The sequence below is a fragment of the Brachybacterium sp. AOP43-C2-M15 genome (assembly GCF_052446295.1).
Classification (GTDB): domain Bacteria; phylum Actinomycetota; class Actinomycetes; order Actinomycetales; family Dermabacteraceae; genus Brachybacterium.
In genome coordinates, this window is sequence record NZ_JBQSWB010000007.1 from 148,297 (window position 1) to 161,028 (window position 12,732).

13 protein-coding genes are annotated in these 12,732 nt (G+C 75.3%); 5 read left to right on the forward strand and 8 right to left on the reverse strand.

Annotation, left to right across the window (positions count from 1 at the left end; translation table 11 throughout):
- Nucleotides 1-118: 118 nt before the first annotated feature.
- The gene (locus tag ACT3SP_RS09540; protein WP_444587046.1) at nucleotides 119-541 is read left to right on the forward strand and encodes a VOC family protein; all 423 of its coding nucleotides are present in this window, start codon (nucleotides 119-121) and stop codon (nucleotides 539-541) included.
- 27 nt (nucleotides 542-568) lie between these two features.
- Here ACT3SP_RS09540 and ACT3SP_RS09545 read toward each other — a convergent pair whose 3' ends face one another.
- The 3 genes from ACT3SP_RS09545 to rlmC are packed head-to-tail and all read right to left on the reverse strand — an operon-like array spanning nucleotide 569 to nucleotide 3,419.
- Nucleotides 569-1,555, reverse strand: a complete 987-nt coding sequence (locus ACT3SP_RS09545) for an asparaginase (RefSeq protein ID WP_444587047.1) — start codon at nucleotides 1,553-1,555, stop codon at nucleotides 569-571.
- Nucleotides 1,552-2,196 (reverse strand): SRPBCC domain-containing protein, encoded by a 645-nt coding sequence (locus tag ACT3SP_RS09550; protein ID WP_444587048.1) that lies wholly within the window; start codon nucleotides 2,194-2,196, stop codon nucleotides 1,552-1,554. The genes ACT3SP_RS09545 and ACT3SP_RS09550 overlap by 4 nt, the downstream gene beginning before the upstream one ends.
- A gap of 38 nt (nucleotides 2,197-2,234) precedes the next feature.
- Complete coding sequence (gene rlmC, locus ACT3SP_RS09555) at nucleotides 2,235-3,419, reverse strand: 23S rRNA (uracil(747)-C(5))-methyltransferase RlmC (RefSeq protein WP_444587049.1); 1,185 nt, start codon at nucleotides 3,417-3,419, stop codon at nucleotides 2,235-2,237.
- Nucleotides 3,420-3,815: 396 nt separating this feature from the next.
- Here rlmC and ACT3SP_RS09560 point away from each other — a divergent pair, with 396 nt between their 5' ends.
- Nucleotides 3,816-4,853, forward strand: a complete 1,038-nt coding sequence (locus tag ACT3SP_RS09560) for a hypothetical protein (RefSeq protein ID WP_444587050.1) — start codon at nucleotides 3,816-3,818, stop codon at nucleotides 4,851-4,853.
- A gap of 41 nt (nucleotides 4,854-4,894) precedes the next feature.
- On the opposite strand, the gene ACT3SP_RS09565 is transcribed toward ACT3SP_RS09560, so the two are convergent.
- On the reverse strand, nucleotides 4,895-5,362 hold the full coding sequence (locus tag ACT3SP_RS09565) for a DUF3817 domain-containing protein (protein WP_444587051.1): 468 nt from the start codon (nucleotides 5,360-5,362) through the stop codon (nucleotides 4,895-4,897).
- Between the two features lie 154 nt (nucleotides 5,363-5,516).
- Here ACT3SP_RS09565 and ACT3SP_RS09570 point away from each other — a divergent pair, with 154 nt between their 5' ends.
- A complete protein-coding gene (locus ACT3SP_RS09570) occupies nucleotides 5,517-6,176 on the forward strand; it encodes a GOLPH3/VPS74 family protein (RefSeq protein ID WP_444587052.1) in 660 nt (219 codons plus the stop codon).
- Nucleotides 6,177-6,255: 79 nt separating this feature from the next.
- On the opposite strand, the gene hrpB is transcribed toward ACT3SP_RS09570, so the two are convergent.
- Entirely contained in the window at nucleotides 6,256-8,859 is a 2,604-nt protein-coding gene (hrpB, locus tag ACT3SP_RS09575; protein WP_444587053.1) for an ATP-dependent helicase HrpB, read from the reverse strand.
- Nucleotides 8,860-8,918: 59 nt separating this feature from the next.
- On the reverse strand, nucleotides 8,919-9,485 hold the full coding sequence (locus tag ACT3SP_RS09580; RefSeq protein WP_444587054.1) for a hypothetical protein: 567 nt from the start codon (nucleotides 9,483-9,485) through the stop codon (nucleotides 8,919-8,921).
- Nucleotides 9,486-9,585: 100 nt separating this feature from the next.
- Between ACT3SP_RS09580 and ACT3SP_RS09585 the strand changes: the two genes are divergently transcribed.
- Nucleotides 9,586-10,389 (forward strand): hypothetical protein, encoded by an 804-nt coding sequence (locus ACT3SP_RS09585; RefSeq protein ID WP_444587055.1) that lies wholly within the window; start codon nucleotides 9,586-9,588, stop codon nucleotides 10,387-10,389.
- Here ACT3SP_RS09585 and ACT3SP_RS09590 read toward each other — a convergent pair.
- Nucleotides 10,331-11,071 carry a MerR family transcriptional regulator gene (locus ACT3SP_RS09590; protein WP_444587056.1) on the reverse strand — a complete coding sequence of 247 codons (741 nt, stop codon included), beginning with the start codon at nucleotides 11,069-11,071 and terminating at the stop codon, nucleotides 10,331-10,333. The two genes, ACT3SP_RS09585 and ACT3SP_RS09590, sit on opposite strands and share 59 nt — an antisense overlap.
- 93 nt (nucleotides 11,072-11,164) lie before the next feature.
- Between ACT3SP_RS09590 and ACT3SP_RS09595 the strand changes: the two genes are divergently transcribed.
- A complete protein-coding gene (locus ACT3SP_RS09595) occupies nucleotides 11,165-11,674 on the forward strand; it encodes a DUF2306 domain-containing protein (protein ID WP_444587057.1) in 510 nt (169 codons plus the stop codon).
- Nucleotides 11,675-12,023: 349 nt separating this feature from the next.
- On the opposite strand, the gene ACT3SP_RS09600 is transcribed toward ACT3SP_RS09595, so the two are convergent.
- Complete coding sequence (locus tag ACT3SP_RS09600; RefSeq protein WP_444587058.1) at nucleotides 12,024-12,710, reverse strand: DUF4352 domain-containing protein; 687 nt, start codon at nucleotides 12,708-12,710, stop codon at nucleotides 12,024-12,026.
- Nucleotides 12,711-12,732 lie beyond the last annotated feature (22 nt).

Sequence of the window (12,732 nt, forward strand, 5' to 3'; positions counted from 1 at the left end):
CACGAAGCATGCACCCAGTCTGTCACCGGTGCCCCGGACATGGCACCCGGGAGACTTCGCCCTGGGCGGACAGCGCGTCGTGCTTCCGCTGGGCGGGCCCGGCTCCTACCGTGGGGACATGGAGAACCTGGAGCAGGATCCCGTCATCCCCACTCTCGATCTCGTCGTCCTGGACTGCACCGATGCGCTGCAGCTGGCGACCTTCTACGCGAAGCTGCTGGGCTGGAGGGTCCAGGAGGGAAGCGACGCCGACTGGGCCGAGCTCACCCCGCCGCGCGGCCGCGTCGGCGAGGACGAGCCCGAGGGAGAGGCCTCCCTCGCCTTCCAGCAGATCGCGGACTACCGCCGCCCCACCTGGCCCGAGGGGGAGCATCCCCAGCAGTTCCACCTCGACCTCGCGGTCTCGGACATCGACGCCGCGGAGCCGCGCGCCCTCGCCCTGGGCGCCACGGTCCACGACCACCAGCCCTCCGGCTCGGGCAGCTTCCGGGTCTACCTCGACCCCGACGGTCACCCGTTCTGCCTGGTCCGCTCCGTCTGAGCCCGCAGCCTCGGGAGGGGAGACCTCTCAGCTGGCGAAGGCCGCGAAGGCCCCGCGGATCGAGTCCGCCGAGGCGCCGTCGGCCAGCAGGGCCTGCAGCAGCAGCCGCGCCTTCGGCGCGGGCAGCAGCCCGGACATGACGGCGCCGGCGGCGAGCAGGTCCACTTCGCTGCCCGGATAGGAGTAGTGGTGGGTCGAGGTGCCGCCGTGTGCGGTCCGGGCCGCGACCACCACCGGCACCCCTGCCCCGAGCACGCGGCGCAGCCGCGGCATCGCGACGGGGGAGACGTGCCCCATCCCGACCCCGGCGACCACCAGGCCGCGCAGCTCCTCGGCGGGCAGATGGTCGAGCAGGGAGAGGTCCTCGTCGAGCCCCGCGGTCAGCAGCGGCACCGCCGGGAAGCGGTCCGGCGGAGCGCCCGGCAGGAGAGCGGCCCGGGGCAGCGGGCGGTGCAGCAGGCGCAGATCCTGCTGCTCGACGATCGCGAGCGGCCCGGAGGGCGTGGAGGCGAAGGCGGAGACCGAGCGGGAGGAGGCCTTGGTGACCTGGTCCGCGAGATGCGCATGACCGTCGAAGACCACCAGCACCCCGAGTTCCCGGGCCGACGGGGCGGCCGCGGTGCGCACGGCGTCGCGGAGGTTCGCGGGCCCGTCGGCCCCGAGGTCGCTCGCCGGGCGCATCGCACCGGTGACCACCAGCGGCGCCTCGCGGTCCCAGTAGCGGCCGAGCACGAAGGCGGTCTCCTCGAGGGTGTCGGTGCCATGGGTGAGCACCACCCCGTCCGCCCCGCCGTCCACCGCGGCGCGCGCGTGCTCGAGCACGGTGCGCAGGTGGTGGGGGCGCACATCGGAGGACGAGGTGTTCGCGAGCGGGAGGGCGGTGAGCTCGACCTCGCCCCCCGTCGTCGCGAGCAGGCGCTCGCCGGCCCCGTCGTCGGGCCGGGCCCCGCCGGCGGCGTCCTCGGTCATGAAGATGGTGCCGCCGAGGGAGAGCAGCGTGACGGCGGTGCTCATGCCAGGTCCGGCTCCTCGCCGAGGTAGAACGCGGCCGTGCGCACCGAGGCCTTGCGGGCGGGCTTGCGGTCCGCGCCCGCGGCGACGTGCGCCTCGTACCAGGCGTCCGCCGTGGCGCGCGTGAACTCCGCGCCCTCGGGGGAGGCGGCGAAGGCGCCGAGGTCGACGAGGACATCCGCCGCCGGGTCCTCGAGGTGCAGGGCGAGGCCGTGGAGCGCACCGTCCCAGCCGCAGCCGGTCGCGGCCGGGCCGAAGGTCTCCCAGTGCGCGTCGGCGGGGACCGTGTGGCGCAGCTCGAAGCGGGTCGCGGCGGGCTCCTCGCCCTCGACCGGCGTCACCAGCAGCTCCATCTCGCTCGAGCTCTTGCCGAACTCCCAGCTCAGCAGCAGGCGGTGGGGCTCCTCGACGGCGAGGACCGTTCCGCTGGTCTCCATGTCGGGCAGCTCGTAGCGCCCGCCGGTGACCACCTCGCCGCCGGCACGCCCGAACCACACCTCGAGGTGAGCGCCGACCGTCAGCGCGGACCACAGCTCCTCGGGGTGCACGGGGAAGGTCTGGGCCAGGGAGACGACGTGCCCTCCGGTCACCGGGATGACGGTGCGGGTGACGTCGCTCAGCTGGCTCTGCGGGGTGGCGGTCATGGAGGCTCCTTCGAAGGCGGGTGTCGGGACCCACTGTGTCAGGTGTGCGGCCGGGGGTCCGTCCGGCGCAGGCGCACGATGACCTCGGCGTGCTCCGTGTGCGGGAACATGTCCACGTACCTCCCGGCCGTGATGCGCAGCGAGGGCATGGCCTCGAGGTCGGCGGCGAGGGTCCCCGGATGGCAGCTCGAGTAGAGGACGTCCCGCACTCCGGAGCGCTCGAGCCAGCCCGCCAGGCGCTCGCCGAGGCCGCGCCGGGGCGGGTTCACGACCACCAGCTCGGGCGGTCCTGCGGGGCCGGCCGCCTCGGCGACCGCCCAGGAGGTCGCGTCGCCCGTGAGGAACTCGGCGGTGGTGATCCCCGCGGCCGCAGCGGCCTCGCGGGCGCCCTCGACCGCCTGCGCGGAGACCTCGACCCCGGTGACCCGGGCGGAGGGGACCGCGCGGGCGAGATGCAGGGCGAAGCCGCCGAGCCCGCAGTACAGGTCCCAGACCCGCGGCACGGCGGCACGGGCGGGCTCCGCGAGGATCCCCTCTGCCCACCTCGCCGCCTGCCGGTACAGCTGCCCGGCCACCTCGGTGTTGGTCTGCAGGAAGGACTGCGGGCGGGAGAAGAGGGTGACCTCCCCGGTGCGCACCGCGATCGAGGAGGCGCCGGCGAGGTGGATCTCCTGCTCGCCCTCGACGTCGGTGGTGTGCTCCGGATGGATGTTCGCGGTCACCGCGACGAGGGAGGGATGCGCCGCGAGCAGGCGCGGCAGGTGCTCGCGGAGACGACCGAGCGCCTGCTCGCTGCGCAGCACCAGGCGCAGCAGGTGCTCCCCGTCCGGGGACGCGGTGACCAGGACGTTCTTGATCTCGCCGCGGCGGCGTGCCACGTCGTACGGCGGCACTTGCGCCCGACGGATCAGTGCCTTGGCGCCTTCGAGCACCTCCTCGACCCCGGCCGGATAGAGCGGGCAGTCGCACAGGTCGGTGCCCGCGGACTGGCCCGGCAGCGTCAGCACCGGGGCCGCGGCGGTGCCGCCCACCGCCATCTTCCCGCGGGCCCGGAACCCCGACTCGGGGCCGAGGATCGGCTCCGAGAACTCCGCCCCCGGGGCGAGATGCGGCGAGAGCAGGGACTCGACCCGGGCGCGCCCCTCGGCGATCTGCCGAGGGCGCGGGAGGCCCAGCAGCGTGCAGGACCTGCACGCGCCGGAGTCGAAATGAGCGCACCGCACCCCAGGAGTCTACGAGCCGCGGCAGTCCGCGGGACACGGCCGCCCGGGCGCTGCCGGAGCTGCCGGTGCTGCGGGCGCCGTCGGGCGGCGCTCGGGTGTCGGGGCCTCGCGCTAGCGTGACCCGTGGGTCAGGAGACGCGGCCGGACTCCCTCGACAGAGGCCGCGCGGCAACCGGAGCCGAACCCGGTGCCCGTCGAGGAAGACCCGGCCGGAGGGCGTCCGCCCGTCCGGTCAGGTGGCCCCTGCCCGGGGCCGGATCGGAAGGACCCGTCGTGACAGAGGACCACATCCCAGGCGACGACCCAGGTGACATTTCTGGCGACGTCCCAGGCGAGATTCCTGGCGACATCCCTGCCGGCAGGCCCGGCACCGCCCCTGCCGGGATCCCCCACGAGGTGGCCGCGAGCTGGCGCGACCAGCTCCTCGAGCTCGACCTGCCCGGCGTCGGCGCGATCACCGCGAGCGCCCTGTCGGGGCCGGAGGGGGCAGGCCCCGAGGAGCCGGTGAGCCCTCGTGAGCAGGAGCGTCACGAGGAGGCGTTCCGTCGCCGTGCGCCGACCTCGCCGCCGGAGGCCGGGACGGTGCGCGCCACCTTGCGCGCCCGGGCCCCGCTCGCCCTCGAGCACAGCTGGCTGGTGGTGCCGGCGCTGGGCCCCGTGCTGCCCGCGTCCGGTCCCGGCGGGACCGTCGTCGCGGACCTCACCGGCCGTGAGCCCCCGACCGAGGTGCGGCCCCGTCGTGCGGATCCGCCCGCGGTGCGTCCCAGCCGCGAGGGCGTGCTCGCCGGGGCCCCGGTGCCGCAGCGCCCGGGGGACCGGCGCGGCCAGGGGGTGCGTCCGCCCGAGCGCAGCTGGTACCGCCGCCCCGTCGTGGCCCGCGAGCTGCGCCGCCGGGGAGGCGCGGTCGCGCTCGGCGCGCTCGTCGGGCCGCGCCGCGACTGGTTCGAACCGGCCGTCGCCGCGCGGGAGGACCTCCTCGCCCCGCACCCCGACCAGGCGCTCGAGAGCGCACTCGCGGTCGCGGCCGCACAGGGGCAGGCGGCCGTGCTGAGGATCGGGCCCGCGGGCCTGGACCTCCACCCGACGCGCGCGGATCCGCGCGTCCCGGCGCTGAGCGGTCTCGCGCTCCTGGTCACCGCGCGTCCCGCCCAGTGCCCCTTGCAGGGGGAGGACGGCTGCGGGCCCTGCCGGCCCGTCGGCGGTCGCTGGATCCGTGCCGCGCAGACCGCGCAGATCGCCTGGGAGGCGCGACGCTCCCAGGCGCTCGCGGTGCTCGACTGCGGCGTGTGCTTCGGGGAGGCGCTGCCCCCGGAGCCCGATCAGCCGCCCGTGCCGCGGATGGGCCGACGCGCCCCGGTCCCGGAGATCGACCGGCTGCACCTGCGCGGCGGGGAGGTGGTGCGGATCGATCCGATCGCCCCACCGCGGCGCTGAGCGCGACGCCGGGCCGAGCGCAGGTCGGAGAGCTCAGCCGATCAGGAGAACCACTGCGTGGGCGGGCCGGCCATCAGCAGAGCGGTGAACACGATCACGAGCACCACGATGGTGATCAGCGCGGCGGGGAGCGGGTGGCGCAGTGCGAGGGACACGAGCCGCTCGGGGGCGGCGCGACCGCTCTCCCCGCGCAGCCGCCAGCTCTCGCCGAGCAGGCCGCGGCGGTGCGCCGAGCGCTCGAAGGGGACCGTCAGGTACGGGACCACGGCCGAGCCGACGCCCAGCAGCAGATCCCGCAGGCTCCAGCGCTGATCGACCGCGACCAGCACCGTCACCACCACGTAGGAGAGGAACACGAAGCCGTGCAGCCCGCCGCCGACGCGCACCAGCGCATCGGTCACCTGCAGCACGTACTTCAGCAGCATCCCCGCCAGCAGCAGGGTCCAGGTGACGACCTCCGCCAGGGCGAGCACGCGGTAGAGGCGGGAGGGGGTCGAGAACAGGCGCATGGTCCCATCGTGCCAGGGGGCGGCTCGGCGCCCGCTGGATGCGGCGCCCGGGCAGGGGGAGGACGACGAAGGACGACGGGGGCCGACGAAAGGGGGACACGCCGGTGGACGATCCGAGGTGCTGTGAGGCTGTGGGGGCGGTCACAGTAGTGGCATGAGCACGCACACGATCCCCGGAGAACTGTTCCTGCTGCTGACCGACGACGCCGGTCGTCAGGACTCGACCCAGTACCGTCGGCAGGCGCTCGCCGCCGCCGCGGTCGCCGAGCTCGCCCTGCGCGAGAAGATCGCGCTCAGCGAGGAGCGGGCGCCGAAGGTGCGGGTACTCGACGCCGAGCCCACCGGCCTGCCGGATCTCGACCATGCCCTCGGCGCGCTCCCCCCGCTCGACGGCAAGCCGGTCAAGGCCGTCATCGCCCGCCGCTCGATGGACCTCACCGAGGTGATCGGCGAGGGCTTCGTCGCCGAGGGGGTCGTGTCCCGCAAGGACGGCTGGTTCCTCACCTCCTGGCCCGCCGAGGACGACTCCCTCGAGCGCGCCCTGCGAGCGCGCCTGACCGCCGCCCTCACCGACCCCTCGGTGGCGAGCCTGCAGGACGGGATCCTGCTCGAGATGCTGCGCGCGCTGCGCATCGCCCACCGGATCCTCAAGGACGACCTGCCGGACGTCGGACGGCGCGAGCTGGACCGGCGCATCCAGCAGCTCGCGATCGATCATCCGGCGGCGACGGCCGTCCGCAAGATCATGGACGACATGGCCGCGGCGATGATCGCGACCACCGCGGCGGCGGGCGCCGTCGGCGCCGGGGGCTGAGCGGGGGACTGCGGCGCCCCGCGGGCTCACGTCCTCCGCGGCCTCGACGTCTCCTGCTGCCTCAGCGTCCCCCGCCGCCTCAGCGTCCCCCGCCGCGCGTGGTGCGGGCCGTGGCCCGTGCCGTCCACGGGTCCTCGGGCCAGGGGTGCTTGGGATACCGCCCGCGCATCTCCTTGCGCACCTCCCGGTACGGCCCCTCCCAGAAGGAGCGCAGATCGTCGGTGACCGCGAGCGGCCGACGGGCCGGGGAGAGCAGGTGGAACAGCACCGGCACCCGGCCGCGCACAAGGCGCGGGGTCTCGGCGAGACCGAACAGCTCCTGCAGCTTCACCGCCACCACCGGGCGGCCCTCCTCCGCCTCGGGGGCGGGGTAGTCGATGCGGGCGGTGCCTCCGGAGGGCACCGCGAGGCGCTGCGGCACCAGCTGATCGAGCTCCGCCGCCTCCGGCCAGGGCAGCAGCAGCCGCAGCCCGCCCACGACGTCGATGCGGTCCAGGCGGGTGGTGCGCCGGGAGAGCTGCGGGGCCAGCCAGGTCTCGAGCCCCGCCAGCAGCGAGTCCTCGTCCATCGCCGGCCACGGCTCCCCGAGCTCCCGGTGCACGAGCGCGAGGCGGGCCCGCAGATCCTGCGCGGGCGCCTGCGCCCCCAGCGAGTCCAGTCCCCGGTCACGCACGTGCTCGAGGATCGCGGGGACCGTGTCCTGGGCGGTCGCAGGGACCGGTGTGGAGGTGAGCTCGATCGCGCCGAGCGCCCGCCGGCGTCGAGCACGCACCGCTCCCTCCTCGAGCCGGGCGGTGCGCTCCTCGAGGAGCAGCCCGGCCCCGGCCAGCAGGGCGTCCTCCTCGCTCAGCGGGGCCGCCGTGCGCACCACCGCGCCGGTGCCGTCGGCCGCCCGGCCCGGCGCCCGCTGCACCTCCCAGACCGCGAGCCAGGGCGCCCCCAGCAGGCCGCTGCCCTCGGGCAGCGCGGCCCGGGTGCCGGAGGCCAGCAGGTAGGAGCGCGAGCCCTCGCCGGTGCGGCGCGCGATCCGCTCCGGCCGTGCCAGGGCGAGCACCGCACCGGCCTGCTCGGCCGGGGAGCTCGCGGTGATCGGGTCCTTCCGCACGCCCTCGGAGGAGCGCTCGGCGCCGAGGCGGGCGAGCCGGTCGCGTTCGCGGCGCCAGCGGTCCGTGCCCGGGGCGCGGCCGGCGCGCAGGTCCTGCAACAGGCGGGGCAGGTCGGCGCCGACGGGGCGGTGGTCGTCGGAGACCGCGGCGACCACCTCCGCGGCCGTGCGCGCACCGTTGCGGCCGGGCAGGCGCTGCGCCCCGTCGAGCAGGGCCCGCGCCTCCCGCACCCCGACGGGCAGGCGCGCCACCCGTCGGCCCCGGGGTGTGGGGCGGCCCTCCGCGTCGACCAGGCCCAACGCCTGCAGGGTCGTCTCGGCCGCGTCGATCTCGACCCGGGGCGGCGCGGTGAGCAGGGGCAGTCCCTCCCCGCGCGGCGTCCCCCAGCAGGCCAGCCAGAGAGCGGCGTCGGTGAGATCGGCGGCGGTGATCTGCGGCGGGGACTGGGCGGGCATGCCGGCCAGATCGGACGCGGCGAAGACCCGCACCGCCGAGCCCGGGCCCTGGCGCGCCGCACGGCCGGCCCGTTGCTCGGCCGCTGCCCGGGAGGCGCTGACGGTGACCAGGCCCGACATGTCCCGTCCACGGTCGCGGCGCACCTCGCGCGAGAGGCCCGCATCGACCACCAGGTGCACGCCCGGCACCGTCAGGGAACTCTCCGCGAGCGCGGTCGAGACCACGATCCGCGGCAGCTCCCCGGGGCGCCGGCCACCGGTGGCACGGTCCTGCTGCGCGGCGGGCAGCCGGCCGTGCAGGGCCAGCACCTCCACCTCCTGGCCCACCAGGGGCCGCAGTCGGGAGACCACCTCGTCGACCTCCCGCGCCCCGGGCAGGAACACCAGCGCATCGGTGCCGTGCTCGCGCTGGGCGCGGGCGGTGGTGCGGGCGAGATGGTCGAGGTACTCGCGGGTGATGCCGCGGGCGTCCAGCCGCGGCGCCGGCGAGGGCGCGTAGGAGACGGAGAGCTCGTGCAGCGCGCTCGGCACCTCGACGATCGCGGGGTCGTCCGAGCCCCCGTCGTCTCGTTCTCCGCCGTTCAGCACAGCGGCGACCGCCGCCGCGTCGAGCGTCGCGGACATCGCCCCGACCAGCAGGTCCTCCCGCAGCTGCCGGGCCTCGGCGAGCATCCCCAGCAGCAGATCCGTCTCCAGGGACCGCTCGTGGACCTCGTCGAGCACCACCGCTGCGACCCCCGGCAGCTCGGGCTCCGCCAGCAGGCGGCGCAGCAGCACGCCCGGGGTGAGCATCTCCAGCCGGGTGCCGCCGCCCACCTGCCGCTGCCCGCGCACCGTGAAGCCCACCGGGCCGCCGAGCTCGCTGCCGTCGAGCTGGGCGAGACGGCGGGCGGCGGCGCGCACCGCGACCCGCCGCGGCTGCGTGACCAGGGTGAGGCCGCCGGACAGGTTCGCGACCAGCGGCGGCACGAGAGTGGTCTTGCCGGTGCCGGGCGGGGCCGTGACCACCATCGCGCCCGTGGCGGCGGCCGCCTCCAGCTCGGCCCGGGCCTCCGCGACGGGCAGCCCGGCACCGATCGCGGCGAGGTCGAAGCGGTGCGGTGCGGACGGAGCGGGAGGCATCGGTCCATCATGCCGCTCCGCGCCCCGGGCCGGCGCGGCCCGTCGTCCGGCGGCCGCGGTCAGTCGATCAGGTCGAACTCGACCTGGTCGGTGTCCGCGCACACGCTGGTGACCGAGATCGTCCACAGATCGATGGTCGCCGTCTCCCCGAGGGTCATGTCCTCCACCGGGCGGGCGCTGCCGTCTCCGATGGTGGCGGACAGCTGCGCGTGATCGCCCTCGATGCCGGTCAGCTCGACGCTCAGCGACTCCCCGGCCCGCTCGGGCAGATCCGGGCTGGCGGTCTCGCCGAGCTTCGCGTAGTACGCGCCCTCGCCGGAGCAGGGCTCGGGCGCCTCGAAGTCGTCCGGGGCCGGGGTGACGGGGTAGGGGTCCCGGGGCACGCCCGCGGCCGACCGGCCGCCGCCGTCGGAGGCGTCGTCGTCGGAGGCACCGGAGTCGGAGGCGCCGGAGTCGGAGGCGCCGTCGTCCTCGGCACCGCCCTCGTCCGAGGCCGCCGGAGCGGCGGCGGACTCCTCCGGCGCGGGATCGGACTCGCCGCAGCCGGCGGCGAGCAGGGACAGGGCCAGCAGCGCCCCGGCGAGCCGGGTCACGGAGGGGCGGACGAGGCAGGGGCGAACGCTCACGCGGTTCCTCACGACGGGGAGGGGGACGGGCATCACGCTAGCGGACCGCAGCGGCATGCCACCATCTGAGGTGAGCCCGCGTGCATCGGAGGAGGATCCCATGGAGGCAGCGAGCGGTCCCCGACCGACCCCGAGGGCCCTCGTCGGCAGCACCGACCCCGCCCGACGGGTCCGTCCCGTCGACTGGAGCGCGCACGGCCGAGCCCGGCGCGCGACGGAGGAGGGGGCCGAGCCCGCGCACGGCGCGACCTCGTCGGGCGCGATCCGGTCGGCGAGGGCCGCGACCCCGTCGGCCCCGCTGCCGCGCCGTCGGGTCCGCACCATCGAGGTGCCTCGCCCCGTCCCCGCCGCGCCGGAGGGGGCCGTCCACTCCCTCAGCGCCGAGGATCCGCGCCCGCTGCCCCGGCCGCTGCGGATCGAGGACGCGGACATCCGCACCGTCGGGGTGCAGGGACTGCCCGCCGAACGGATCGTGCAGACCGTGGCCGATCCGGAGGACGCCTGGACCGCGGACGCCGGCGCCAGCGACCACTTCCTGCGTGAGGACCTGGTGGTGCAGGTGCGCCGGGCGGACAATGCCGTGATCGGCCTCTTCACCGCCCGCTACGCGCTGTCCGTGCGGCCCGAGGACCACCAGCCGGCGCTCGACATCGCCGAGGACGCCGCCGGACCGAGCGCGCGCGGCGGCCGCGGCACCCGGCACCCCACCTCGCGCCGGGAGCTGCTGCGCCGGATGGAGTCGGCGGGGTTCGTGGTGACGCCGGGCGCGACCCATGGGCGGGTCACCCATCCCGATCATCCCGGGCTCGTGCTGCCCTTCGCCTCGACCCCGTCGGACCGGCGCTTCACCCGGCATGCGGTCGCCCAGATCCGTCGGGTGTTCGGGATCGACCTGCGGCGCTGAGCTCAGCGCCCAGGACGCTGTAGGACGCGTGCCCCAGCGCGCGCAGCAGGCGGACCATCCTGTCGAAGGCGATCGCCCCGGCCACCGCGCGCATCACCTGCACGTCGTCGCTGACCGCGATCCCCTCCCCGCCGCCGGCACCGTCCCCGTCGCGGTCCGAGGGCAGCTCGCGGATCGAGTCGACATCGGCGCGCGCGATCTCCGCCATCGGCTCCGCGTAGCGGTGCAGCACGTCGGGGCCGATGGGGATGCCCCAGCCCTCGAGCGAGCGCAGCAGCTCGTCCAGGGCGCGACGCGGCGCCGAGTCGACGTCCGGCCAGCCCAGATGCTCCAGGAGCGGGAGGATCGAGGGGTGCTCGGAGCGTCCGACGGCCTCCTCCGACGCCTCGTCCGTCCCCGACCCGTCGAGACCGATCGAGATCTCCTGCGCGGACTCGAGCGCGTCGAGCAGGGTCCTGTCTGGGTCGTCCAGGATCGCGGTGAGGCGGGCGATGCGCGCGATCGAGGCGCCGGCGACCTCCCGCAGCACCTGGATCAGCGCCAGGCGCTCGAGGTGGGCGCGACCGTACTCCTGCCGGGTCGCGGTCACCCGCCGACCGGCGGGCAGCAGGCCCTCGCGCCGGTAGTACTTGATCGACGCGGTCGAGACCCCGCCGGCCTCCGCCAGCTCCGACAGCTGCATCGCGTCCCCTCTCGTCCAGCGCGCCCGGATAGTGCGTCGACCAGCAACTATCCAGATGGCGCGGTAGTGGATAGCAGCACTATCGTGCCTCCTATGGACGCCGTGACGCCAGTGATCGCCGTGCACGCCCTCGCCGCCGGGTACGTGCTGCTGCTCGGGCCTCTGCAAATCCTGCGCCGACGCAGGGACCTCGCCCACCGGCTGCTCGGAGCCAGCTGGGTGGCGGCGATGCTCCTGGTGTGCGGCTCCAGCTTCTGGATCATGCCCGACGGGTTCTCGTGGCTGCACGTGCTGTCGATCTGGACCCTGGTGTGCATGGTCGCGGCGATACTCGGGATCCGACGAGGGAACGTGGCCGTCCACCGCGGATTCATGATCGGGTCCTATCTGGGGACCCTCACCGCCTTCGCCTTCGCGGCCCTCGTGCCGGACAGGCTGATCCCGCAGCTGCTGCGCAGCGAGCCCGTCATCGTGCTCGCCGCCGCGCTCGGGATCGCCGGGATCGTGCTCGTGCTGCAGCTGAGTGCTGTGCGGGCCGTGGCTCCGCGGCCCCGGACGGCCGCCGCGTCCCGGACGGCCTCGCCCCGGGCGGAGGGGGCCTGAGGTCGAGGGCGAGGGGCCCGAGGGCGTGGGTGGAGGGGCAGGCCGAACAGGTCCCGACAGAAGAGTGCCCCGGCTCGTCCCCACGAGCCGGGGCCATCCCTTTCCCCCGCGTCCCGGATCAGCGGATGCCGCCTTCTCCTCAGTCAGCGGATCCTCCGGTGACGCGTTGCCACTAGTAGACCCCGTCTCCCGGGAAGAGCGCTGAGCCGGGCCTGGTCTTTCCCTGAGTGCGGGGCGCCGGTGGCAGCGAAATGGCGGATGACCGGGGCGGACGCAGGCGCGGACCGAACGGTCGCTCAGCTGGTTCCTCCGGCTGTGCTCCTGCCGCTCGTTCCTCGCAGCACGTCGCTCAGCTGACGGGGAAGGTGATCTTCTCGCCGGCCGTGCCGACCTCGTCGGTGTAGCTGACCGACTCGAGCACCATGTCCTTCTCGACATCCGCGTACAGGAGCGCGGTCGCCTCCTCGCCGGGCTCGATCCGCGGACCTGAGGTCGAGTACGAGCCGTAGATCAGCGTGTACTCCTCGCCCTGGTCGTCGTAGAAGCGGAAGTTCTCGTTGGCCAGGCCGACGGCCTCGTCGCCCTCGTTCGTGATGATCACGGCCACGCCGATGAACTTGCCGTTCTCGGTCTCGAGAGTCTCGTCGTTCGTGTCCAGGGTGGCGCCCTCGGAGGGCTCCGAGACGTTGACCGTGAGGGAGGTGCCGGGCTCGGAGGTCGGATCCTCCGAGGGATCCTCGGTGGGCGTCTCGACCGGACCGTCGGACGGGCCGTCGGTCGGCTCGTCCGTGGGCTCGTCCGTCGGGTCCCCGGTGGGCTCGTCGGTCGGCTCGTCCGTCGGCGTCTCGGAGGTGGCGGGGCCGCCGGTGGGCTCCTCCTCGCCGCTGCTGCTGACGAGCCACAGCGCCACGCCGGCCACGGCGATCAGCACCGCGACGAGCAGGAGGCAGCCGCAGGAGAGGCCGACGTACAGGCCGGTGCGGCTCTTCGGAGCCGGGGTGCTGGGTGCGCCGGGCACTCCGTAGGGATTGCTCATGGTCTCCTCCAGCTCGGCATCC